The 21,875-nt window shown below is 67.6% G+C and carries 22 protein-coding genes, 1 pseudogene and 1 riboswitch; of the genes and pseudogenes, 15 read left to right on the forward strand and 8 right to left on the reverse strand.

Annotation, left to right across the window (positions count from 1 at the left end):
• Positions 1-28 precede the first annotated feature (28 nt).
• Positions 29-766 carry a thiamine phosphate synthase gene (thiE, locus tag QF047_RS06130; protein ID WP_307274883.1) on the reverse strand — a complete coding sequence of 246 codons (738 nt, stop codon included), beginning with the start codon at positions 764-766 and terminating at the stop codon, positions 29-31.
• Between the two features lie 27 nt (positions 767-793).
• Positions 794-912, forward strand: a riboswitch (TPP riboswitch).
• Here thiE and QF047_RS06135 point away from each other — a divergent pair.
• The 4 genes from QF047_RS06135 (at position 907) to QF047_RS06150 (ending at position 3,725) form a co-directional block, all read left to right on the forward strand.
• The gene (locus tag QF047_RS06135) at positions 907-2,286 is read left to right on the forward strand and encodes an FAD-dependent oxidoreductase (RefSeq protein WP_373427748.1); all 1,380 of its coding nucleotides are present in this window, start codon (positions 907-909) and stop codon (positions 2,284-2,286) included. (Overlaps the previous riboswitch by 6 nt.)
• Entirely contained in the window at positions 2,283-2,519 is a 237-nt protein-coding gene (gene thiS / locus QF047_RS06140; protein ID WP_306634564.1) for a sulfur carrier protein ThiS, read from the forward strand. The genes QF047_RS06135 and thiS overlap by 4 nt, the downstream gene beginning before the upstream one ends.
• 2 nt (positions 2,520-2,521) lie before the next feature.
• Positions 2,522-3,331, forward strand: coding sequence for a thiazole synthase (locus QF047_RS06145; protein ID WP_307274886.1), 810 nt, complete (start codon positions 2,522-2,524; stop codon positions 3,329-3,331).
• Positions 3,332-3,386: 55 nt separating this feature from the next.
• A complete protein-coding gene (locus QF047_RS06150) occupies positions 3,387-3,725 on the forward strand; it encodes a 4a-hydroxytetrahydrobiopterin dehydratase (protein WP_306634559.1) in 339 nt (112 codons plus the stop codon).
• A 67-nt stretch (positions 3,726-3,792) separates the two neighbouring features.
• Here the strand turns inward: QF047_RS06150 and QF047_RS06155 are convergent, their stop codons facing one another.
• Genes QF047_RS06155 through QF047_RS06165 form a run of 3 tightly spaced genes read right to left on the reverse strand, consistent with a single transcriptional unit; the run spans position 3,793 to position 5,076 of the window.
• Positions 3,793-4,095 carry a hypothetical protein gene (locus QF047_RS06155; RefSeq protein WP_306634557.1) on the reverse strand — a complete coding sequence of 101 codons (303 nt, stop codon included), beginning with the start codon at positions 4,093-4,095 and terminating at the stop codon, positions 3,793-3,795.
• A gap of 39 nt (positions 4,096-4,134) precedes the next feature.
• The gene (locus QF047_RS06160) at positions 4,135-4,359 is read right to left on the reverse strand and encodes a DUF3107 domain-containing protein (RefSeq protein ID WP_306634556.1); all 225 of its coding nucleotides are present in this window, start codon (positions 4,357-4,359) and stop codon (positions 4,135-4,137) included.
• A gap of 51 nt (positions 4,360-4,410) precedes the next feature.
• On the reverse strand, positions 4,411-5,076 hold the full coding sequence (locus QF047_RS06165) for a TetR/AcrR family transcriptional regulator (protein WP_306634554.1): 666 nt from the start codon (positions 5,074-5,076) through the stop codon (positions 4,411-4,413).
• An 84-nt stretch (positions 5,077-5,160) separates the two neighbouring features.
• On the opposite strand from QF047_RS06165, the gene moeB reads away from it, so the two are divergent.
• Positions 5,161-6,360 (forward strand): molybdopterin-synthase adenylyltransferase MoeB, encoded by a 1,200-nt coding sequence (moeB, locus tag QF047_RS06170; RefSeq protein ID WP_307274890.1) that lies wholly within the window; start codon positions 5,161-5,163, stop codon positions 6,358-6,360.
• A gap of 232 nt (positions 6,361-6,592) precedes the next feature.
• Here the strand turns inward: moeB and QF047_RS06175 are convergent, their stop codons facing one another.
• Entirely contained in the window at positions 6,593-7,912 is a 1,320-nt protein-coding gene (locus tag QF047_RS06175) for a glutamyl-tRNA reductase (protein WP_306634551.1), read from the reverse strand.
• 158 nt (positions 7,913-8,070) lie between these two features.
• Between QF047_RS06175 and hemE the strand changes: the two are divergent.
• The 10 genes and pseudogenes from hemE to hemL all read left to right on the forward strand — a co-directional run bounded on the left by hemE (position 8,071) and on the right by hemL (position 19,303).
• Positions 8,071-9,166 (forward strand): annotated as a pseudogene (gene hemE, locus QF047_RS06180) (uroporphyrinogen decarboxylase).
• 2 nt (positions 9,167-9,168) lie between these two features.
• Positions 9,169-10,590, forward strand: a complete 1,422-nt coding sequence (gene hemG / locus QF047_RS06185; RefSeq protein WP_307274893.1) for a protoporphyrinogen oxidase — start codon at positions 9,169-9,171, stop codon at positions 10,588-10,590.
• A gap of 104 nt (positions 10,591-10,694) precedes the next feature.
• Positions 10,695-11,720: a hypothetical protein gene (locus QF047_RS06190; RefSeq protein ID WP_307274895.1), complete on the forward strand. Its 1,026-nt coding sequence runs from the start codon at positions 10,695-10,697 to the stop codon at positions 11,718-11,720.
• A 113-nt stretch (positions 11,721-11,833) separates the two neighbouring features.
• Positions 11,834-12,535, forward strand: a complete 702-nt coding sequence (gene hemQ / locus QF047_RS06195; RefSeq protein ID WP_306634543.1) for a hydrogen peroxide-dependent heme synthase — start codon at positions 11,834-11,836, stop codon at positions 12,533-12,535.
• Positions 12,532-13,854 (forward strand): ferrochelatase, encoded by a 1,323-nt coding sequence (locus QF047_RS06200; RefSeq protein ID WP_307274897.1) that lies wholly within the window; start codon positions 12,532-12,534, stop codon positions 13,852-13,854. The genes hemQ and QF047_RS06200 overlap by 4 nt, the downstream gene beginning before the upstream one ends.
• The gene (gene hemC / locus QF047_RS06205; protein ID WP_306634539.1) at positions 13,851-14,849 is read left to right on the forward strand and encodes a hydroxymethylbilane synthase; all 999 of its coding nucleotides are present in this window, start codon (positions 13,851-13,853) and stop codon (positions 14,847-14,849) included. The genes QF047_RS06200 and hemC overlap by 4 nt, the downstream gene beginning before the upstream one ends.
• 60 nt (positions 14,850-14,909) lie before the next feature.
• Positions 14,910-15,803 carry a uroporphyrinogen-III synthase gene (locus QF047_RS06210; protein ID WP_306634538.1) on the forward strand — a complete coding sequence of 298 codons (894 nt, stop codon included), beginning with the start codon at positions 14,910-14,912 and terminating at the stop codon, positions 15,801-15,803.
• Between the two features lie 82 nt (positions 15,804-15,885).
• The gene (gene hemB / locus QF047_RS06215) at positions 15,886-16,866 is read left to right on the forward strand and encodes a porphobilinogen synthase (RefSeq protein ID WP_307274901.1); all 981 of its coding nucleotides are present in this window, start codon (positions 15,886-15,888) and stop codon (positions 16,864-16,866) included.
• Complete coding sequence (locus tag QF047_RS06220; protein ID WP_306634534.1) at positions 16,866-17,942, forward strand: LLM class flavin-dependent oxidoreductase; 1,077 nt, start codon at positions 16,866-16,868, stop codon at positions 17,940-17,942. Before hemB ends, QF047_RS06220 begins: the two co-directional genes overlap by 1 nt.
• A 29-nt stretch (positions 17,943-17,971) precedes the next feature.
• The gene (gene hemL, locus QF047_RS06225; RefSeq protein ID WP_307274903.1) at positions 17,972-19,303 is read left to right on the forward strand and encodes a glutamate-1-semialdehyde 2,1-aminomutase; all 1,332 of its coding nucleotides are present in this window, start codon (positions 17,972-17,974) and stop codon (positions 19,301-19,303) included.
• A gap of 105 nt (positions 19,304-19,408) precedes the next feature.
• Here hemL and QF047_RS06230 read toward each other — a convergent pair whose 3' ends face one another.
• The 3 genes from QF047_RS06230 to QF047_RS06240 are packed head-to-tail and all read right to left on the reverse strand — an operon-like array spanning position 19,409 to position 21,869.
• Complete coding sequence (locus tag QF047_RS06230; RefSeq protein ID WP_307274905.1) at positions 19,409-20,146, reverse strand: amino acid ABC transporter ATP-binding protein; 738 nt, start codon at positions 20,144-20,146, stop codon at positions 19,409-19,411.
• Complete coding sequence (locus tag QF047_RS06235) at positions 20,143-20,907, reverse strand: amino acid ABC transporter permease (RefSeq protein ID WP_306634531.1); 765 nt, start codon at positions 20,905-20,907, stop codon at positions 20,143-20,145. Before QF047_RS06235 ends, QF047_RS06230 begins: the two co-directional genes overlap by 4 nt.
• An 11-nt stretch (positions 20,908-20,918) precedes the next feature.
• The gene (locus QF047_RS06240) at positions 20,919-21,869 is read right to left on the reverse strand and encodes an ABC transporter substrate-binding protein (RefSeq protein WP_306634530.1); all 951 of its coding nucleotides are present in this window, start codon (positions 21,867-21,869) and stop codon (positions 20,919-20,921) included.
• Positions 21,870-21,875 lie beyond the last annotated feature (6 nt).

The raw sequence follows: 21,875 nt of genomic DNA on the forward strand, positions 1-21,875 counted from the left end.
ACCAGTGCGAAACGCTGCGTCAGGAGCCTCAGGAAGCGGGGGCGTCCAGGGCGGCAAGGAGTGAAGCGGCGGCGGCTGCCGGATCGTCGGCTTCCGTGATGGCGCGGACCACCACGATCCGCCGGGCGCCCGCTTCCACCACTTGCTCCACGTTGCCGTGGTCGATACCGCCGATGGCAAACCAGGGGACACCGCCGTCGGCCTGTCCTTCCTGCGCCGACGCGCGCGCAGCCCCGGCAGCGTACTTCACCAGCTCAAGCCCCACGGCGCTCCGTCCCGGCTTGGTGGGGGTTGCCCACACCGGGCCAACGCAGAAGTAGTCCAGCCCCGCCGGACCGGCGGCCGCGGCGAGGGCGGCGTCCACTTGCGCGGGAGCGTGGCTTGACAGGCCGATTGCCGCGTTGCCGTTGAGCAGGGTGCGGGCGGCGGCCAGGGGCAGGTCCTTCTGGCCAATGTGGAACACCGGCGCCCCGGACAGCACCGCGATGTCCGCCCGGTCGTTGACAGCCCACAGCCTGCCATGCCGCTCCGCGGTTTCCTTCAGGACGGCCAGGAGCTCCAGCTCCTCGGCGGCCTCGATGGATTTGTCCCGGAGCTGGATGATGTCCACTCCGCCGGCAAACGCGGCATCCACGAACTGCCCGAAATCGCCGCGGTCCTTCCGGGCATCCGTGCAGAGGTACAGGCGCGCCGTGCTGAGGCCATTGCTGATCTTGGTAGTGCTGAGGACATCGGTTGCGGCGGCAGGAGTGTGGGACACATTCATGGGGGCAAGCCTAGTTCCTCTACACTTGCCTCGTACTGCGGGAGCCTGCGGCAGCTGTCACAAAGCGCCGGGCTGAGAGGGCGTCAGAGCCGACCGCTTGACCTGATCCGGCTAGTACCGGCGTAGGGAAGGAGACACACTTGGGCGCACCATCCAAGCCCGGCGCAGCGGAACAGCTATCTGCGCCTGCCGGCGCCATCCGCGCCGATGTCGCCGTAATCGGCGGCGGAGTCATCGGCCACGGCATCGCCTGGGAGGCGAAACGCTCGGGACGTTCCGTGGTGCTCATCGATGACGCACCGGGCTCCGGGGCCAGCTGGGCTGCCGCCGGAATGCTGGCCCCCGTCAGCGAGCTGCACTACCAGGAGGAGGACCTCCTCGAACTGATGCTGGACGCTTCGGCCCGCTGGCCCGCATTTGTTGCCGGCCTCCGCGCCGCATCAGGTGCTGATCCGGGATACATCACGACGCCGACCCTCGCCGTGGGCGCCGACGCCGCCGACCGCCGTGCGCTGATGGACCTGCGCGCCGTGCAGCAGGCCAACGGACTCACCGTGGAACCCCTCACCGTCCGCGAAGCCCGCAAACGGGAAGCGCTGCTTAGCCCGGCCATCGCCTGCGCACTGGACACCCCGGCAGACCACCAGGTGGACCCGCGGCTGCTGGTGGATTGCCTCCGCCGCGGCCTCGCTGACTCCGGCAGCGGGAACGGAACCCGCAACGAAGGTCCCGGCAGCGGGATTGAAGGCAGCGGCACGGCAGCAGCCAGCGCCGTCGACGGCTATGCCGTGCCGGACAAGGCACAAGCGCTGCTGTGGCAGGACGGTGCGGTTGCGGGCGTTCAGCTTGCCGGCGGGGGAACCGTGCTTGCCGGCGAAACGGTCGTGGCGAACGGGCTGCACGCTGCAGAACTGGAGTCCCTGCCCGAGGGCCTGCACCTTCCGCTGCGGCCCGTCTATGGGGACATCCTGCGGCTCGCAGTGCCCCCGCATCTGCGGCCGCTGGTGACGTCCACCGTCCGGGGGCTGGTGCATGGCGTTCCGGTGTATATCGTTCCGCGCCGGGACGGCACCGTGGTGATCGGGGCAACGCAGCGCGAAGACGCACCGTCCGCCGCCGGCGCAGTTTCCGCCGGCGGCGTCTACCAGCTCCTCCGCGACGCGCAGGTGCTGCTTCCCGCCGTCGCCGAACTTGAACTCCTGGAGTGCACCGCCCGGGCACGCCCCGGAACGCCGGACAACGCACCGCTGCTGGGCCGGGTACCCGCCCCGGACGGCGCGGGCCAGGCTGGCAAACACGTTCGCGGCCTCATCATCGCCACCGGGTTCTTCCGCCACGGCGTCCACCTGACGCCGGCCGCCGCCGCCATCTGCCGGGACCTCCTGGACGGCCGCGAGGACCCCCGCTGGGCGCCCTTCAACCCCGCCCGCTTTGCCGGCGCCGCAACCGCCCGCGCCGCAACCACCCCCATCCCAACAGGCCGCCTGAGCCACCAACCGCCGACAAAGGAAACAGTATGAACATCACCTTGAACGGAACGCTGCACCCCGTGCCGGACGGTGCTTCCATCACGCTGCTCGTCAGCCAGGTCACCGGCCGGCCCCTCGGTGCAGACGGCCAGGCCACGGACGGGCAAAAACTCGGCGTGGCCGTGGCACACAACGCCCAGGTAGTACCGCGCAGCCAGTGGTTCGCCACCGCGCTCGCGGACGGCGACGAGGTTGAACTCGTCACGGCTGTGCAGGGAGGCTGACCATGAGCGAAACCACTACCGCTGCAGCCCCCTCCGCGCTGCAGGATCCGCTGGTCATCGACGGAGTGGAACTGGAATCCAGGCTCATTATGGGCACGGGCGGCGCGCCCAGCCTCGACGGCCTGGGCGCAGCGCTCCTGGCCTCCGGCACGGGCCTGACCACGGTGGCTATGCGCCGCTACTCTCCCGCGGAGACGGGCTCGCTGTTCCAGCTGCTGGTGGACCACGGCATCCGGGTGCTGCCCAACACGGCAGGCTGCTTCACCGCCCGGGACGCCGTGCTGACAGCCGAGCTGGCCCGTGAGGCGCTGGAAACCGACTGGGTGAAACTGGAAGTCATCGCGGACGAACAGACCCTCCTGCCGGACGCCGTCGAACTGGTGGATGCCACCGAACAGCTCGTCAACAGGGGCTTCAAGGTGTTCGCCTACACCAACGACGATCCTGTCCTGGCCCTCCGGCTCGAGAACCTCGGGGCCACTGCAGTGATGCCGCTCGGGGCGCCCATCGGTACGGGCCTGGGCATCCTGAACCCGCACAACATTGAACTGATTGTGTCCCGGGCCTCGGTCCCTGTGGTCCTCGACGCTGGAATCGGCACCGCCTCGGACGCCGCCCTGGCCATGGAGCTGGGCTGCGATGCCGTCCTGCTCGCCACGGCGGTGACCCGGGCGCAGAATCCTGCCCTGATGGGGGAGGCCTTCAAACACGCAGTCATCGCCGGTAGGCTGGCGAAAGCGGCCGGCCGGATACCGCGCCGCGAACATGCACTGGCGTCGTCGGCCATGGAAGGCCGGGCAGAGTTCCTGTAGGCCTTCCGGGTTACCGGCGGCAGCCCAGCCAGCGCCCGACGGAAGAGGAGCAGCCATGGCCGCCACAGACGTGCTTACCCCCGAACGGCTCGAGGACGCCCTGGCCGTCCTGCCGCACTGGCGCTACCACGAGGGCGCCCTCGTAACGGTGTACAAGATGCCCACGTCGGCTGCTGCACTCAAGCTGGTTGCCGCCGTCGGGCGCCTCGCCGAGGAACAAAACCACCACCCGGACCTGGACTGGCGGTACAACAGAGTGTTCCTCCGCTACACGTCGCATGATGCCGGGGGAGAGGTCACCGCCCGCGACGTGGGGGCGGCGGAGGCCGTGAGTGAAGCGGCCGCGGCGGTCCATGCCGTTGCGGAGCCGGCCAAGCATCCCGCCGGCGCCTAGCCCGGCTTAAACGCCCGTGACCACTGCCGGCGGCAGTGGTCACGGGTACTTGCGTGAGTTCTTGAGGCTAGAGCTTCAGCGCCGCAGTAAGCCGTTCCAGATCCCGTTTGGCGCGGGTGCGGCCCAGGTAGATGACGGCCGCCACGGCCGCCGCTGATCCGATCACCATAGGGAGGACCCACGGCATCCAGGTCAGCCCTGGCCGGTAACCAAAGCCAGCGGTCACCAGGATGATCCAGCTCAACGCGCCCACACCCACGGCAACTCCGGCCGGCACGCCAACGCCGTATTTTGTGTGGCGTTTGTCGTTGGCCCAGACGATGAAACCTGCGGCAGCTGTCACCAGCACCACGATGGTCAACGAAAGCATGGCCCTCCTCTGAATACTCGCCTTGTTAGAAGGTGCGGGCTAGAACTGGCCGAACCCTACGCGGCGGACTTCTTCAGCACCGATTTCCACGTAGGCCAGTGCCTTACCGGGAACAATGATCAGGCGTCCCTTGTCATCCTTCAGGCGCAGGTCGCCGCCGTTGCTGATGGCTTCCTGGACCACCTTGGCCACCGAGTCTGCATCATCATTTGACTCCAGCACAATTTCGCGGCCAACGTTCTGAACGCCGATCTTAATCTCCACAGGGGGCCTCCCAGCCAGTTCACGTTTCTCAGGTTATGTCTTATTTGTAGTCTAGGACTCTTTGGGGAAGCGAGAGATTCCGCGCCAAGCTAAACGGTAGATGAGGTCACTGGCCACATCGAGGTCCAGATTGCCGTCCGTTTCCAGCCAGTACCGGGCACTGACGTGGGCCATGCCGGCAAGGCCGCGCCCCAGCAGCTCTGCCTCCAGGTGCGGAAGCTTGGTGTCTTCTGCGATGACGCGGGCAATGGCATCGGCGAAGGTCCGGTTGAAGGTTTCCAGCCGTGAGCTGACATCCGGATCATTGATGAGGTCTGACTCGAACACCAGCCGGTGGGCCTGGTCATCGTTGGCGATGAACTGGAAATAGGCCCTCATCACGGCCTGCACCCGTTCGTCGTTGTCCGTGGTGGAGTTCAGCGCCCCCAGCATCAGCTCGGTCAGGGAGGCCAGATGGCTTTCGAGCAGGGCCAGGTACAGCTCCCGCTTCGAAGGAAAGTGTTGGTAAAGGACGGGCTTGCTGACGTGGGCGGTCTCGGCGATCTCGTCCATGGCCGCGCCGTGGTAGCCGTTGGCAACAAAAACTTCCTGCGCTGCGGAAAGGAGTTGTGCGCGTCTTTCGTCCCTGGGAAGCCGGGCGGAGCGTTGCCCGGCGGGGCGTGAGGCGGTTTGCGGTTCGGCTGCGGACGGGCGCCCAGCCCGTGCTTCATGGACCACAGTTGTCCTTCTTTCCCTTGCAGTTACCCCCACTCTACTTCGGGGTAATATGACCGGGTGGTATCCCGGGGCATACATTGAAGTATGGCTTCGACATCCACCGCAAATGTTTCAACAGTTTCACTGGATCCGCTGGTTGAACCGGCAGGTGAGCTCACTCCGGCAGAGGTGGAACGCTACTCGCGGCACCTCATCATTCCCGAGATCGGCGCCCTGGGGCAGCGGCGGCTCAAGAATGCGAAGGTGCTGGTCATCGGTGCAGGCGGGCTGGGATCGCCGGCGCTGCTGTACCTCGCTGCCGCGGGCGTGGGAACGCTGGGCATTATTGACGACGACGTTGTTGACCTCAGCAACCTGCAGCGCCAGGTCATCCACGGCGTCGCAGATGTGGGCCGGCCGAAGATCGAGTCGGCGCGTGACGCGATCGCTGCCCTCAACCCGCTGGTGGAAGTCCGGCTGCACAACGTCCGGCTGGACGCCTCCAATGCCCTGGAGCTGTTCGCCGGCTACGACCTGATCCTGGACGGGGCCGACAACTTCGCCACCCGCTACCTGGTGAACGACGCCGCCGCCATCCTGGGCAAGCCCTACGTCTGGGGCTCCATCTTCCGGTTCGACGGCCAGGTCAGCGTCTTCTGGGAAAAGCACGGGCCCACCTACCGCGACCTCTACCCTGAAGCGCCGCCCGCCGGTTCTGTGCCCTCATGCGGCGAGGGCGGAGTGTTCGGCATGCTCTGCGCCGCCGTGGGATCGCTGATGGTGACGGAGGCAGTCAAGCTGATCACCGGCGTCGGACGTTCACTGCTGGGGCGCGTGGCACTGTTTGACGCCCTGGGCGGAAGCTGGCGCGAGATCCGCGTTTCGAAGGACCCGGCGGCGGCGCCGATTACGGAGCTGACGGACTACGAGGCCTTCTGCGGCATCACCCCGGCGGCACCATCGGACACGGAACACACCGTCACGGCAACCCAGCTGGCCACCATGCTCGCCTCACGGAAGGCGGGACTGAAAGACTTTGAACTGGTGGATGTCCGGGAATCGGGGGAGTACGACATCGTCCGGATTGACGGGGCAACGCTGATCCCGCAGGGCCGGATCCTCGCCGGCGAGGCGTGGAATGAACTCCCGCAGGACCGGGACATTGTGTTCCACTGCAAGGCCGGGACCCGATCGGCCAACGTGCTGGCCGCGGCGCAGAAGGCAGGCTACCAGCGGGTCAGCCATCTCGACGGCGGAATTCTCGCCTGGGTGCGCGAGGTGGAACCCCACAAGCCCGTCTACTGACCCGAAACCCCACTCGAACGCGCCATCACGTTTCGCCCGTATTCGACCAACGCTCTCTCACTTTTGGCGCCGACCTGAAGGACGCGCCATCACCTTTCGCACCCTTTGGACCAACGCCCCATCACTTCTTTGTAGAAAGTGATGGCGCGTTGCCGGGAAGACGGCGGGAGCTGATGGCGCGTTCCGGGATGTGCCGCAGGAGCTGATGGGGCGCTGGCGGGTTTGTTGCGGGTCAGGCGGTCTCAAGGCCCTTGTGGTCCACCGGGCACTCCGCCTCGGGGACCGCGCGGGCGGCAGGCTGTTCCACGGTGATGCCGTAGAGGGCCTCCAGGGCGGCCACATATTCGTCCTGCTGGCCGTTCGCGGCCAGTTCGCGGGCGCGGACCGTGGGGACGTGCAGCAGTTGCTTGACCATGCGGCGGAGCGCGAACTCCACTTCCTCGGCAGCAGCGGTGCAGCCGTGGCGGGCACGGACTTTCTCCATCTCAGCGTCCAGGACATTCATGGTGTGCCGCCGCAGGGCAACAATCGCGGAGTCCACGGACCGGGCCTCGCGCTCCTGTTCGAACGCCGTGGCAGCGCCGCTGACGATTCCGCTGGCCTGGGACAGGGACTCGGCCTGTTCCTGGGGTGCAGCGAGGCGCACGGACTCCAGGGTCAACAGCTCTACGCCGTCCAGCTCCCCGACGCCGGGATCAAAATCGTGGGTGAGGGCCAGGTCGATGGCGATCAGCGGCTGGGGCGAATCCGCGCGGACCAGTGCCAGTTCGTCGGCCTCAACGCGGGTGTCCGAACCGCTGCACCCGATCATCACGTCCGCGGCAGCCACGGCCGGGCGGAGTGAGTCGGCATCCAGGGCTGAGCCGCCGCGGGTGGCCACGAAGCCTTCGGCGCGGCCGGAGGAGGAGAAGACGGAAATATCGGTGCAGCCGCGTTCACGCAGCAGCGCCATGGTGGCGCCGGCGTAGGCGCCGGTGCCGAAGACCACCACCTTTTTCGTGGACCAGTCAGCGTTCTCGGAAAGATCCGTGGCAAGGTCCAGGGCGACGGAGACGATGGACAGGCCCCTGGAGCCGAGGGCGGTCTGGGCGCCCACGTCCTTGGCCGTTTTGGACGCGGCCTGGAACAGCCTGACGAGGCCGGAGCTGGCGGTGCCTTCGTGCTGGGCGGTAATGAGTGCCCGGCGTACCTGGCCTGCAATCTCGCGTTCCCCGACGACGGCCGAGTCCAGTCCGGCGCTGACGGCGAACAGGTGCTGAGTGACTTCGGGGCCGGTGCGGGTGCTGAAGGAGCGGGAGACGAGCGGTTCGCCCAGTCCGCTGGCTTCGCTGATCTGGGCAACCAGGGCGGCGCGGGCAGCCTCAACATCGTCCGGATGGGGAGCCTCGCCGTAGATTTCGTACCGGTTGCAAGTGGCAAGGACAACCGCACCCGTCACTGCCGGCGACTCCGAGAGGGCGGATGTGGCGATCCCCGAAGCACCGTTGCTCAACTGAGCAACGGTCTCAAGATCGATATCGGCGTGTGACGCCACCAATGAAAAAAGAACCACAGCAGGTCAATCATAGCTTTTTCGTTTCCCGGTAGAACAACTGTCCGGCGCGGGATGAGCTGCGGGGAGCTGTGATTCCTGACACTGGCAGGCAGGGGCCCCCCAGCATGACAGCCTGTCGTTATCTTTTACTGCCGTTTTTGGGCACAATCAAAGGCATGACTTCCAGCCCTGCCATGTCCGCTGCCGGCGCCCTCGCTGCAGACCATCCGCTCGTGGATGGCCGCACCGCTGACTCGCCGCTGATCACGGCCTACCGGGGCGGCAAGCCATCCCGCCGCCCCGTCTGGTTCATGCGGCAGGCCGGGCGTTCCCTTCCCGAATACCTTAAGGTCCGCGAAGGCATCGCCATGCTGGACTCCTGCCTCCGGCCGGAACTCGCTTCGGAGATCACGCTCCAGCCCGTCCGGCGGCATGACGTGGACGCCGGCATCTTCTTTTCGGACATCGTTATTCCCCTAAAGCTGGCGGGGGTGGGCGTGGACATCGTGCCGGGCGTGGGCCCGGTCCTGGACAAGCCCGTCCGGACAGCGGCGGATGTTGCCGCCCTGCCGCAGCTGTCGTGGGAGGCGCTGGAACCCATCCGCGAGGCTGTGCGCCTCACGGTGGATGAACTCGGGAAAACACCCCTGATCGGCTTCGCCGGTGCCCCCTTTACGCTGGCGGCCTACATGGTTGAGGGCAAGCCCTCCCGCGACCACCTCGGCCCGCGGACCATGATGCACGCGGACCCCGAAACCTGGAGCGCGTTGGCCAACTGGGCCGCCGACGCCTCCGGGATGTTCCTGCAGGCCCAGCTGGAGGCCGGCGCCTCCGCAGGGCAGCTCTTCGACTCCTGGGCAGGTTCCCTGGGTCTGGCCGACTACAGCAGGTATGTGGCACCGGCGTCCCGCCCGCGCCCTTGACCACGTGCGGCACCTGGGCGCGCCGCTCATCCACTTCGGCACCGGTACCTCCGAGCTCCTCGTGGCCATGCGTGATGTGGGCGTGGACGTGGTAGGTGTTGACTACCGCCTTCCGCTGGATGAAGCCAACCGCCGGCTGGGCGGCACCGTTCCGCTGCAGGGCAACATCGACCCCGCCCTGCTGTCCGCCCCATGGGAGATCCTCGAGCGCCACGTGCGCGACGTCATCAGGGCCGGCGCTGCGGCGCCGGGCCACGTCCTTAACCTCGGGCACGGCGTCCCTCCGGAAACCGACCCGGCCGTGCTGACCCGGGTTGTCGAGCTCATCCACTCCATCTCCCCGGAGTAAACGTGGACACCAACCCCGCCGGGACCGCGTCAGCCCTGGTGCTGGGCGGGGGGATCTCGGGACTCCTTTCCGCCCGGGAACTCGCGGCTTCCGGACACGGGGTCACCGTCCTGGAAGCGGGCCGGGAGTGGGGCGGTTGCATAGGCAGCCACGTGGTGGCCGGCCTCACCCTGGACAGCGGGGCCGAATCCTTCGCCACCCGTTCCGATGCCGTCGCCGCCCTTGCCCGCGACCTGGGCCTTTCCGGCAGGATCGTCCAGCCCCGGCCCGGCGGCGCGTGGGTGCAGCTCCCGGACGGTCCGCGCGAACTTCCCAAAACCGGTGTCCTGGGCATCCCGGCGAACCCTTGGGACCCCGAAGTCCGCCGCTCCCTGGGCGTGCTTGGCTCCCTGCGGGCATCGCTGGACAGGGTCCTTCCGGCATCCGTAGGGGCGGCCGCGGACGTTGTCAGCGTGGCTGCCCTGGTCAAGGCAAGGATGGGCCGGCGCGTGCTCGGCCGGCTGGTGGAGCCGGTGGTAGGAGGCGTGCACTCGGCCGACCCCGCGCTTCTCGACGTCGACATGGTGGCGCCGGGACTCCGCGCCGGACTCCGCAAGCATGGCTCGCTTGCCGCCGCCGTAGCAGCCCAACGGCGCAACAGTGCCGGACCCGCCAAGGCAGGATCCGCCGTCGCCGGCCTGGAAGACGGCATGCACACTCTGGTGGATGCGCTGGTCAGCGAGCTTCGCGGCCGGGGAGTTACGCTCGTCTCCGGCGCGCGCGCCGCGTCGGTGTCCCGAACTTCCGAAGGATGGCGTGTTGGCACCTCCGGGCAAACGTACGACGCCGGCCTGCTGGTAGTTGCCGTGGACGGGCCGGCCGCCGTCGGGCTGCTGGAGGCAGCCGTTCCCGCGATCGCGGGCAAGACACCGGGCTCCGGGCCCGACGTGATGCTTGTCACCCTGGTTCTGGACAAGCCGGGCCTGGACCGCCGCCCGCGCGGCACCGGCATCCTCGTGGCCCCGCAAACCCCCGGCATCCGGGCCAAGGCCCTGACCCACGCGACGGGCAAATGGGACTGGCTCGCGGAAGCGGCAGGCCCCGGCCGGCATGTCCTCCGGCTCTCCTACGGACGTATCGAAGGTGCGGGCAGCCAACCCGCCGGGCTTGATAACGACGACGAACTCCTGGCCGCGGCGCTGGCCGATGCCTCGGCACTGCTGGATGTTGGCATCAGCCGGCAGGACGTTGTGGACTGGGACGTTGTCCGCTGGCCTGGCTCCTTGCCGTTTGCCGCCGTCGGGCACCGTGCCCGGGTGACCGCAATCCGGGAAGCGTGCGACGCTGCCGGGGGACTGGCCCTGGTGGGCGGCTGGGTGGCCGGCAACGGACTCGCCGCAGTGGTGTCCGACACACAGGAGCAGATCCGGAAGCTGGCCGGCTGAACGTCTTTACTGGTCAGAACCGTGCTGCCAGCGAACAGGCCTTCTCGGGGCCGCCACTCCGGCTTCTTCGGCTTTCACTTCGCCTAGCAAAATGGCTAGGGTCGATGACTATGCTTCAAAACAAGTCCGAGCTTTCAATGTCCCGGACTGGTATCCATGGGGGAATCCGGCGTGGCGCTGCAGCCGCGGCAATCGGAGCGGTACTGGTTCTATCCACAGGCGTCCCGGCGTCCCAATCCGCGGAAGGAACGGCAGACCCCGGGGACCCGGGGGCCCCGGCCGTGGACACTGCTTCCCTCCCGGTGGTGGCCCAGTTGGCGGGCCAGTCCGCCCGGGCACGCGAGGATGCGCCCGGCAAGAACCTGGGCGAGAACCCCAACGCCGGCAGTAACCGTCGGGCCGGGGCCACCCCGACTGCGACTGCTTCCGCTTCTGCAGCTGCTTCGGTAGTCCCTTCCGCCCTTCTGCCGGTCATTGCCGTCACCCAGGCGCCCCGCTCCACGCCGGCACCTGCAACCACAGCAACGCCATCCCCTGTTCCCACGGCAGGCGTCCCGACTTCCAGCACGCCGACTTCCAGCGCCCCGACGGCGACGCGCCCTGCGACGTCCGCGCCTGCGGGCTCCGCCCCCGCGTCGCCGGCCACCTCTCCGGATCCCGCGGCGTCCGCCCCGGGCAAGGCGTCCGCCCCAACATCGCCGGCCGCGGGAAGTCCGGCGGCAGGGACTTCGGCCGCTGGTGCCCCTGACTCGCAAGCCCCTGGCGCGCAGGAAACGCCGGCGGGTCCGGCGGGCGGCCCGGCCGCGGAGCCCAGCCCCGGCGGACCCAGTCCCGTGGACCTACCAGGCACGGGCAAAGGCCAGTCCGGAACCGAAGCAACCGCAGGGGCTGCATCCAGCGCGGCAGCGTCCGCCGGGCAGGCGGCCAATGCGTCGAACTATGCAGTACCCCAGTCCGACGCGGGCTGGAGCCCTTCCTACAGCGCAGGCACTCAAGCCAGCAGCGTGCGGAGCAGCGCGGAGTTGAATGCGCAGCCGGAGCCGAAGAGTGCCTTGGTGTGGCTGGGCTCGGGGCTGGTGGGAGTGGCAGGGGCCGCGGGGCTGGTCTTTTTCCGCTTGCGGAATCCCTAAGACCGGCGTCGGGCCGGCAGGATAGCGGACGCGCCTGTGACTTTGACCACTTCTACGCTCTGTAGAATTCGTCGGTTTCGACTTGGCGGGTACGAAGGGGCAAACTTGTAACCATGAGCCACACTTCTGCCGAATCTGTCACTAAAACCGAAGAATCAGTTGAGCAGTTTTTCACCCTTTGGACGGTTTTCAAGCGTTCCGAAACCCTCATCCGCAGCGCTGATGCCGCCGCTGATTTCGAAGCCCTGCTGGAACGGCTTACCCAGGCTGGCGTGACACACCGCGGCAGCTACGACGTCTCCGCGATGCGGGCAGATGCTGACGTGATGGTGTGGCTCCACGGGCCCAAGCCTGAAGGCCTGCAGCAGGCAATCCGGGACATCCGCCGCAGCACCCTCTTCGCCGGAACCGAGATTGTCTGGTCGGCCATGGGCGTGCACCGCGAGGCGGAGTTCGCCAAGAACCATACTCCTGCCTACTCCCGGGGCGTCGCACCGGCCGAATGGCTTTGCGTCTACCCGTTCGTCCGTTCCTACGAGTGGTACATCCTGCCCGATGCCGAGCGCGGCAAGATGCTCCGCGACCACGGGCTGCTGGGCCGCGACTTCCCGCAGGTCATCTCCAACACTGTTTCCTCCTTCGCGCTGGGCGACTGGGAATGGATCCTGGGCCTGGAAGCACCCGAGCTGGTGGACCTGGTGGACCTCATGCGGCACCTGCGCGCCACTGAGGCACGCAACCACGTCCGCGAGGAAATCCCGTTCTACACAGGGCGCCGGATTTCCGCCGCAGAGGTCGCCGAGGTGCTGGCATGAGCCCGCTCGAAGCCCGGGACCCGGCCGAATTCACGGCCGTTAACCCCATCACCGAGGCGGGAAGGATGGCGCCGAAGAACTACGACGCCGTGCTGCTGGCCTCCTTCGGCGGCCCCGAAGGCCAGGAGGACGTCATCCCGTTCCTCCGCAACGTCACCCGCGGCCGCGGCATCCCGGACGAGCGGCTCGAGGAAGTGTCACACCACTACCGGGCCAACGGCGGCATCAGCCCCATTAACCAGCAGAACCGTGAGCTCAAGGCGGCCCTCGAGGCGGAGCTGTCAGCACGCGGCATCGACCTTCCCGTGCTGTGGGGCAACCGCAACTGGGCACCGTACATCCCGCAGACCCTACAGGACGCGTACGACGCCGGGCACCGCCGCCTCCTGATGGTCACCACCAGTGCCTACTCCTGTTACTCCAGCTGCCGCCAGTACCGCGAGGACATCGGCATGGCCCTGAGGGAGACCGGCCTGGACGGCCGTCTTGAGGTAGACAAGGTGCGCCAGTACTTCGACCACCCCGGCTTCGTGGAACCCTTCATCGAAGGCACCAGCGCCGGCCTGGCCACCGTCCGGGAGCAGCTTGCCGCTGCGGGCACCCCTGACGCCCCGGTCCAGATCCTCTTTGCCACGCACTCCATCCCCACCAGGGACGCCGAGGCGGCGGGCCGCTCCGAGGGGGAACCCCGTGAATTCGAGGAGGGCTCCGCCTACGTGGCCCAGCACCTCGCCACGGCGTCCGCCGTCATCCAGCGCGTCGAAGAGGAATCGGGCCTCACCGCCCCCTGGTCACTGGTCTACCAGTCCCGCTCCGGTGCCCCGCACGTACCGTGGCTCGAACCGGACATCAACGACGCCATCGAGGAACTCGCCGGCCAGGGCGTGAAGGGCATTGTTATTGTGCCGCTCGGGTTCGTCAGCGACCACATGGAAGTGGTCTGGGACCTGGACACCGAAGCGCTGGAAACCTGCGCCAACCTCGGACTTGCCGCCACCCGGGTGCCCACTCCCGGTACTCACCGCAAGTTCGTCAACGGCCTCGTGGACCTGATTTCCGAACGTACCGTTGCCAACTACATCAGCGACCGCCCCGCCGTGACCGCCCTCGGGCCCTGGTACGACGTTTGCCGGCCGGGGTGCTGCGCAAACTTCCGCGGTGAGAAGCCCACCATTGCCGGGGCGGACACCACCCTGGGCACGGGCCACGACCCCTACCCGGGCGAAGCAGCCGCCGGCCCGTCCGGCGCTGCCGAATCCGGTGTTGCCGAATCCGGTGTTGCCCAGACCGGCGCGGCCGGGGGAGCAGCGAAACAGTGACGGTGCGCATCGGAACCCGCGCCAGCAAGCTCGCGCTCACCCAGACGCAGCAGACAGCTGACCAGCTCGCCGCCGTCGGAGGCTTCCCGGTGGAGCTCGTCCACATCAGGACCGACGGCGACGTCCTCACCGGTTCCTTGTCGCAAATGGGCGGCACGGGCGTCTTCGTCGCCGCCCTGCGCGATGCGCTGCTGCGCAGCGAGTGTGACGTGGCAATCCATTCGCTCAAGGACCTGCCCACCGGCCCCGCAGTAGGGCTCAGCCTGGCGGCCACCCCGCGGCGCGTGGACGTCCGCGATGTGCTCTGCGCCCGCGACGGGCTCAAGCTCGCCGACCTCCCGTCCGGCGCGACGGTAGGGACCGGTTCCCCGCGCCGCGCCGCGCAGCTCCGCACCGCAAGGCCGGACCTGGAGATCGTGGACATCCGAGGGAACGTGGACACCCGGCTGGGCCGGGTGCCGGGGCTGCCGGGCAACGCCACGGACGAGGCAGTCCCGGGGAAGACCTGCGACCTCGATGCCGTGGTCCTGGCCGCGGCCGGGCTGGAACGCATCGGCCGGCTGGACGCGGTCAGCGAGTTCCTCGAGACGGAGGTGATGCTTCCCGCCGCCGGCCAGGGCTCGCTCGCCATTGAATGCCGCACCGCGGACGCTCCGCCGCGGCCGGGCTCCACAGAAGGCTCCAGGGGAGTCCTGGCCCAGGCACTTGCCGCCCTTGATGATCCGGACACCCGGCTGGCCGTCACGGCCGAGCGGGCACTGCTGGCCCGGCTCGAGGCCGGCTGCGCCGCACCCGTGGGCGCCTACGCCTACCGGAAGGGCAGCATGCTCCACCTCGAAGCCGTGGTGTGCGCCGTGGACGGCACCGCATCGGTCCGGGACAAACGGGCAACGGACGGCCTGACGGAAGTCGGCGCCACCCTGCTGGGCATCGAACTTGCCGAGGTCCTCCTGGCCGCAGGTGCCGCCGATATCGCAGACCTGCAGGCTTCCTGATCCCGCCATGGGACTGCTTTCCCGCCCCGCCCGCAATCCCCTGTCAGGGGACGGTTGAGCATGCCGGCAAGCGCTGCCGCCGGCGGGACCGGGCCCGGCAATAAGCCTGGCACCGGGCCCTTGAACGGAGTCCGGGTACTGATTACCCGGAGCCCGGAACGCTCCCTGCCACTTGTCGCCGCGCTCAAGGAGGCGGGGGCGCAGCCGCTGCTCCTGCCCCTGATCGACTTCGAGCGCGCCGCCGACCAGCATTCACTGGACGTGGCCTGCGACGCGCTCGGTGCCGGCGCCTACGACTGGCTGGTCATCACCAGCGCCACCACGGTCCATGTGCTCCTGGCCAAAGCCGCCGAGCGCGGGCTCAGCCTGCGACAGTGGATCCCGGCCGGCACCCGGATCGCCGCCGTCGGACCGGCCTCCCGGGGGCTCCTGGAATCCGCCGGCCTGCCGGTGGAGCTGACGCCCGGGGACGAACAGTCGGCCGCGGGCCTCCTCGAGGTGTGGCCCGCCGGTGCCGGGAAGGTCCTGCTGCCCCAGGCAGACATTGCGCCGGCACTCCTCGCTGAAGGGCTGACGGCGGCAGGCAGCCTCGTCACAGCCGTCACCGCCTACCGGACCGTCGGCTACCCGGCGGCACCGGAGCGGAGGCTCGCCATCCCGGCGGAGGATGCGGGACCCGGCCAGGTGCCGCCGTCCTATTCACTCCTGACGCCGGAAGCCGCCAATGCGGAAATCGCCGCCGGACAGATCCACGCGGTGGTCGCCGCCTCGCCCAGTGCTGTGCGGAGGATCCATGCGCTCTCACCGCTGCACGGCTGCCGGCTGGTGGCGATTGGGCGGTCGACGGCGGAACAGGCCGCCGCCCTCGGCCTTCCCGTGGCGGCAATCGCCGCCGAGCCGACGCCGCAAGGGCTGGTAGCCGCCGTCGAAGCGGCGCTCGCCGCCCCAGGGTGACGGGCCGGGACGCCGCCGCCAGATTGCGGGACACCCCAGCGGGTACGAACACATTCCACAGACAACGTGAAGGACGTCGAACATGACATTTCCGAGCCAACGCCCCCGCCGCCTGCGCACCACCCCCGCCATGCGCCGGTTGAGCGCTGAAACCCGGCTGGCGCCTGCCGAGCTGATCCTTCCGGCCTTCATCCGCGAAGGCCTGGCCGAGCCGAACCCCATCACGTCGATGCCCGGCGTTGTCCAGCACACCACTGATACCTTGAAACGGGCCGCGGCGGAAGCCGTTGAGCTGGGCCTCGGCGGCATCATGCTGTTCGGCATCCCCGAGACGCGGGACGCGGAGGGGACAGCCTCGCTGGACCCTGAGGGAGTCCTGAACAAGGCCATCCGGGATGTCCGGGCAGAGGTCGGCGATGACCTGGTCATCATGAGCGACGTGTGCTTGGACGAGTTCACGGACCACGGGCACTGCGGCGTGCTGGACGCCGACGGCTACGTGGACAACGACCGCACCGTTGAGATCTACGCACAAATGGCAGTGGCGCAGGCCGACGCCGGTGCCCACATGCTGGGCCCCTCCGGAATGATGGACGGCCAGGTCGCCGCCATCCGGTCAGCTCTGGACCAGGCCGGGCACACCAACACCTCGGTGGTTGCCTATGCCGCCAAATACGCGTCAGCCTTCTACGGCCCGTTCCGTGAAGCGGTGGACTCGCAGCTCAAGGGTGACAGGCGAACCTACCAGATGGACGCCGGCAACCGGACGGAAGCCCTCCGCGAGGTGGAACTGGACCTCGCCGAGGGAGCGGACGTGGTGATGGTGAAGCCCGCCATGAGCTACCTTGACATCGTTGCGGATGTGGCGGCGATGAGTCCGGTCCCGGTGGCGGCATACCAGATCTCGGGGGAGTACGCGATGATTGAGGCCGCCGCCGCCAACGGCTGGATCGACCGCCGCGCCGCCATCACCGAATCGGTGCTGGGCATCCGGCGCGCCGGGGCCCACATGGTGCTGACCTACTGGGCGGCCGAGCTGGCCGGCTGGCTGAAGGAGTCCTGATGACTGAAGTGCCGCCGGTTCCCACCGCGCCGGTGGGCCCGCAGCGGATCCTGCTGGGCCTGAACACCTTCGGCGACATTGGTGAGAACGCCGACGGAAGCCCGCAGCCGCATGCCAAGGTGCTGCGCAACCTGCTGGAGCAGGCGGAACTCGCGGACGCCGTCGGGCTTCACGCCTTTGGTGTGGGGGAGCACCACCGCAAAGACTATGCGGTGTCCGCGCCCGAGGTTTTCCTGGCCGCGGCCGCCGCCCGCACCACCCGGATCCGCCTCGGCTCGGCCGTTACGGTGCTCAGCTCTGACGATCCCATCCGGGTGTTCCAGCGGTTCTCCACGGTGGACGCCCTCTCCAACGGCCGGGCCGAGGTGATGCTGGGCCGCGGCTCGTTCATTGAATCGTTCCCGCTGTTCGGGTTGGACCTCGCCGACTATGAGGTGCTGTTCGAAGAGAAGCTTGAGCTGTTCGACAAGGTGCGGGCGCAGAAGCCGGTGCACTGGGAAGGCCGCACCAGGCCAGCCCTCGCCGGCCTGAGCGTGTACCCGCCCCTGGAACACCACCTGCTGCCCACCTGGATCGGCGTCGGCGGGACGCCTGAATCCGTGCTCCGCTGCGCGCAATACGGTTATCCGATCATTTTCGCGATCATCGGCGGGCAGCCGCGCGGCTTCCGCCCGCTGGTGGACCTGTACCGGGAAGCCATGGGCAAGTATGGCCACCCCATGCAGCAGGTTGCTACGCATTCACCGGGCCACGTGGCCGAAACCGACGAGCAGGCCCGGGAGGAACTCTTCCCGCACTGGCTGAAGCTGCGGAACAAGCTGGGAGCCGAGCGCGGCTGGGGACCTGCCGGACGGGGAGAGTTTGAGGCTCTGTGCGCTCCGGAGGGTGCCCTCTATGTCGGGTCCCCGGAAACCGTGGCGCAAAAAATTGTCCAGCTCAAGCAAAACCTGGGTGTGGACCGCTTCGACTTAAAATACAGCAATGGCCCGCTGCCGCACTCGGCGATGATGCGCTCCATCGAGCTGCTGGGTACAGCGGTGGCGCCCCGCGTGGCGGAACTGCTGGCCACCTCATGAGCGGCGCGCTACCTGAGAGAATAGGAACCATGACTTCCAGCAATCCTCGCAATGAGGCACTTTTCGACCGCGCCCGCCAGCTGATGCCGGGCGGGGTCAACTCGCCGGTGCGGGCCTTCGGATCCGTGGGCGGAACGCCGCGCTTTATGGTTTCCGCCCAGGGCCCGTACCTGACGGACGCCGACGGCAAGGAATACGTTGACCTGGTCTGCTCCTGGGGTCCTGCGCTGCTCGGCCACGCGCACCCCGCCGTGCTGGAAGCCGTTCACGCCGCCGTGGACCGGGGCCTCTCCTTCGGGGCGTCCACCCCGGACGAAGCCAACCTGGCGGAAATCGTCAAGGAACGCGTGCCCGCCGTCGAACGCCTCCGCATGGTCTCCACCGGAACCGAAGCCACCATGACAGCTGTCCGGCTGGCCCGCGGATTCACCGGCCGCAACCTCATCATCAAGTTCGCCGGCTGCTACCACGGGCATCTGGACAGCCTCCTGGCGTCTGCGGGTTCGGGCGTGGCAACGCTCGCCCTGCCCGGCTCCGCCGGGGTCACCGAGGCCACCACCGCCGAAACCCTGGTCCTGCCGTACAACGACCTCGCCGCCGTCAAGGAAGCGTTCGCCACCCACGGCCCCAACATCGCCGCCGTCATCACCGAGGCGGCGCCGGCCAACATGGGCGTGGTGACACCCGGGGAAGGCTTCAACCTGGGCCTGTCCCGGATCACCCGCGAGCATGGGGCGCTGCTCATCGTGGACGAGGTCCTCACCGGCTTCCGCACCGGCTACTCCGGCTACTGGGGCCTCACCGGCGGTGCGCCGGACGCCGCCGAGCCGTGGACACCGGACCTGCTCACCTTCGGCAAGGTCATCGGCGGAGGAATGCCGACGGCGGCCCTCGGCGGACGTGCCGACGTGATGGATTACCTCGCCCCCACGGGTCCGGTGTACCAGGCAGGGACACTGTCCGGAAATCCGGTGGCGATGGCTGCCGGTGTGGCTACGTTGACGCATGCCACCCGGGACGTCTACTCCTTTATCGACGTTCGCTCGCTGGAACTCTCCTCTGCCTTGTCCACTGCCCTCGACGCAGCCGGCGTGGACCACTCCATCCAGTTCGCAGGCAACCTCTTTTCGGTGGCTTTCGGGACCTCCGCGCACGGCGTGCACAACTATGCCGACGCCCAGGCCCAGGAAGCCTTCCGCTACGCGCCGTTCTTCCACTCCATGCTGGAATCCGGGGTCTACCTGCCGCCGTCGGTCTTCGAGGCCTGGTTCCTGTCCGCCGCGCACGACGACGCCGCCATGAACCGCATCTTCGACGCCCTTCCGGCGGCAGCCAAGGCGGCAGCAGCCGCACAAGGTTAATCCCGGAGGCTAGTCCCGGAGGCTAGTCCCGCCGTCGGCCGTCCAGGACATAAAAGAAATCCCCGGTTGCAGTCCGCAACCGGGGATTTTCTTCTTGTGCAGGCGTTACAGGACGTCCGAGAGGAAGCCCTTGAGGCGCTCGGTTTCCGGGGCGGTGAAGATCTTCTCGGGCGGACCCGACTCCACCACCACACCGGCGTCCATAAACGTCACCGTGTCCGAGACGTTGCGGGAGAAGCCCATTTCGTGGGTTACCACCACCATGGTCATGCCACCCTTGGCGAGGTCCGTCATCAGCGCCAGGACGCCCTTCACCAGCTCGGGGTCCAGCGCGGAGGTAGCTTCGTCAAAGAACATCACTTCCGGCTTCATGGCCAGCGCACGGGCGATGGCCACGCGTTGCTGCTGGCCGCCGGACAGGTTCGCCGGGCGTGAGTCGGCCTTGTGCTTCAGTCCCACCAGGTCCAGCTGCTCCAGCGCCTCGGCGCGGGCCTGGTCCTTGGAAAGCTTCCGCAGCTTCTGCAGGGCCAGGGAGACGTTCTCCGCCACCGTCTTGTGCGGGAACAGGTTGAACTGCTGGAATACCATGCCGATGCGCTGCCGGAGCTCATCCGGGTTGTCCTTCAGGACTGAACGGCCGTCCAGGAGAATGTCCCCCTGGTCAGGCTCGATCAGCCGGTTCATCACCCGAAGGAGTGTGGACTTGCCTGAGCCGGACGGGCCGATCACCGACGCCGTGCTGCCCTTCTCCACATGCAGGTCAATGCCGCGGAGGACATGGTTGTGCCCGAACGAGAGGTGCAGGTTCTTGCCGGTCAGGGTTCCGGAAGCGAAGTCCGTCATGCCTGTGCCCCCTTGCCGATAGGTGCTGCAAGCTCATCCGGTTCCTTCTTTTCCGGCTTGCCGGTGCGCAGCCGGTGGTCGATGTAGTTCACGAAGTGCGTCAGCGGGATGGTGAGTACCAGATAGAAGATCGCCGCAGCCACGTAGGGTGACAGGTTGCCGCTGGTCGCCGCCGCGTCCTTGCCGATCTGGAAGATTTCGCGCTCCGTGGCCAGCAGGCCCAGGAGAAAGACCAGGGACGATTCCTTGATCAGCGCGATGAACTGGTTCACCAGGGCCGGAAGCACCCGGCGGATGCCCTGGGGAACGACCACGAGGCGCATGGACGCGCCGTAGCCGAACCCCAAAGCACGGGACGCCTCAAGTTGACCCTTGTCCACACTCTGGATCCCTGAGCGGAAAATCTCGCCGATGTAGGCTCCCGACATCAGGGTCAGAGCGGCAATCGCCATGGGGTAAGGGCTGGTGGAACCTGTCAGTTCGCGGATGATGGGCCCAAAACCGAATCCGATGACCAGGATGGTCAGCACAGGCGGAAGTCCGCGCAGGACGTCCGTGTAGATGCGTGCAATCCATCGCGCCGCTGCATTCCGGGAAATCCCCATCAGGGCAAGCGCCATCCCGAGCAACGTCCCGATGATGCCCGAGATGACCGCCAGAACGAGCGTGTTTGGTAGTCCGACGGCGAACATCTTCGGGATGACTTCGCCCATTGCCTCCCAGTCAAGGAAGGTGTCAGCCAGCTGCTTGAGGATATCCATGGAACGCCGGGTTACTTGGCGGGGATCTGGACGGCCTTGCTGCCCGGCTTCCAGCCCTGCGGGGTCTGCTCTGCCACCGTGGGGCGGTCCTTGTACCACTCGGAGGTGAGGCTGGTCCAGGTGCCGTCAGCGATGACTGCGTCCAGCCCTGCGTTGAGGGCGTCGATGAGGGCCTGGTTATCCTTGTTCACTGCGTAGGCGGTGAAGTTCTGGGTGTTGACAACCTTCTCGGCGATCTTGGTGTTGTCGCCTTCCTTGACCTGGCCGGTGGCCTGCTGGGAGGGGGCCACCCAGGCGTCGATCTGGCCGTTCTTCACATTGCCGTAAACGGTGTTGTAGTCCGGGAAGCGGACCGGCTCCAGCTTCAGGGTGTTGGTGACGTAGTCGTCCTGGACGGTGCCCTGGACCACGCCGATGCGGACGCCTTCCTTGAGGTCGGCGAAGCCGGCAACCTTGGCATCGTTCTTGGTCACCACAGCCATGTAGCCGAAGTCATAGCCGTTGGTGAAGCCGACCGTCTTGCGACGGGCATCCGTGGTGGAGATCGAGGAGGATCCGACGTCGAACTGCTTGTTCGCCACCTGGGACAGCAGGGCGGAGAAGTCGGTCGAAGCGAACTCGACCTTCAGGCCCAGCTTGTCGCCGATTGCGCGGAGCAGTTCGTTGTCGTAGCCCGTGAACTTGCCGGACGGGTCAATAAAGATGTTCGGCGGGGCGTCAGAGAGCGTACCGACGCGCAGCGTGCCCTCGGTGATGAGGCCAAGCTTCGTCTTGTCGATCTTGTCGATCGGGGTGACATCGGCGGTGGTGTATTTGTCCAGCGTCTGCTGGTCGCTGCCGGCGAGGGCGTCCGTGGGGGTGCCGCTGGGCTGGGCGGATCCTGAGCCGCACGCTGCCAGGGAAACCGCCAGGGCGATTGCCACGGGAGCGGTAGTCAGCCACTTCATCGCTTTGATTTTCATCAGGTT

Origin of the sequence: Arthrobacter sp. W4I7 (assembly GCF_030816215.1) — a bacterium.
GTDB lineage: Bacteria > Actinomycetota > Actinomycetes > Actinomycetales > Micrococcaceae > Arthrobacter > Arthrobacter siccitolerans_A.

What these genes read in the sequence shown, in the direction of transcription:
- QF047_RS06230 (WP_307274905.1), bottom strand. Translation starts at nt 20,146, where the DNA reads ATGACGGACTTCGCTTCCGGAACCCTGACCGGCAAGAACCTGCACCTC.
- hemQ (WP_306634543.1), top strand. Translation starts at nt 11,834, where the DNA reads ATGAGCCACACTTCTGCCGAATCTGTCACTAAAACCGAAGAATCAGTT.
- hemB (WP_307274901.1), top strand. Translation starts at nt 15,886, where the DNA reads ATGACATTTCCGAGCCAACGCCCCCGCCGCCTGCGCACCACCCCCGCC.
- QF047_RS06200 (WP_307274897.1), top strand. Translation starts at nt 12,532, where the DNA reads ATGAGCCCGCTCGAAGCCCGGGACCCGGCCGAATTCACGGCCGTTAAC.
- QF047_RS06210 (WP_306634538.1), top strand. Translation starts at nt 14,910, where the DNA reads ATGCCGGCAAGCGCTGCCGCCGGCGGGACCGGGCCCGGCAATAAGCCT.
- QF047_RS06190 (WP_307274895.1), top strand. Translation starts at nt 10,695, where the DNA reads ATGACTATGCTTCAAAACAAGTCCGAGCTTTCAATGTCCCGGACTGGT.
- QF047_RS06145 (WP_307274886.1), top strand. Translation starts at nt 2,522, where the DNA reads ATGAGCGAAACCACTACCGCTGCAGCCCCCTCCGCGCTGCAGGATCCG.
- QF047_RS06150 (WP_306634559.1), top strand. Translation starts at nt 3,387, where the DNA reads ATGGCCGCCACAGACGTGCTTACCCCCGAACGGCTCGAGGACGCCCTG.
- QF047_RS06240 (WP_306634530.1), bottom strand. Translation starts at nt 21,869, where the DNA reads ATGAAAATCAAAGCGATGAAGTGGCTGACTACCGCTCCCGTGGCAATC.
- thiS (WP_306634564.1), top strand. Translation starts at nt 2,283, where the DNA reads ATGAACATCACCTTGAACGGAACGCTGCACCCCGTGCCGGACGGTGCT.
- moeB (WP_307274890.1), top strand. Translation starts at nt 5,161, where the DNA reads ATGGCTTCGACATCCACCGCAAATGTTTCAACAGTTTCACTGGATCCG.
- hemL (WP_307274903.1), top strand. Translation starts at nt 17,972, where the DNA reads ATGACTTCCAGCAATCCTCGCAATGAGGCACTTTTCGACCGCGCCCGC.
- QF047_RS06220 (WP_306634534.1), top strand. Translation starts at nt 16,866, where the DNA reads ATGACTGAAGTGCCGCCGGTTCCCACCGCGCCGGTGGGCCCGCAGCGG.
- QF047_RS06235 (WP_306634531.1), bottom strand. Translation starts at nt 20,907, where the DNA reads ATGGATATCCTCAAGCAGCTGGCTGACACCTTCCTTGACTGGGAGGCA.
- QF047_RS06155 (WP_306634557.1), bottom strand. Translation starts at nt 4,095, where the DNA reads ATGCTTTCGTTGACCATCGTGGTGCTGGTGACAGCTGCCGCAGGTTTC.
- thiE (WP_307274883.1), bottom strand. Translation starts at nt 766, where the DNA reads ATGAATGTGTCCCACACTCCTGCCGCCGCAACCGATGTCCTCAGCACT.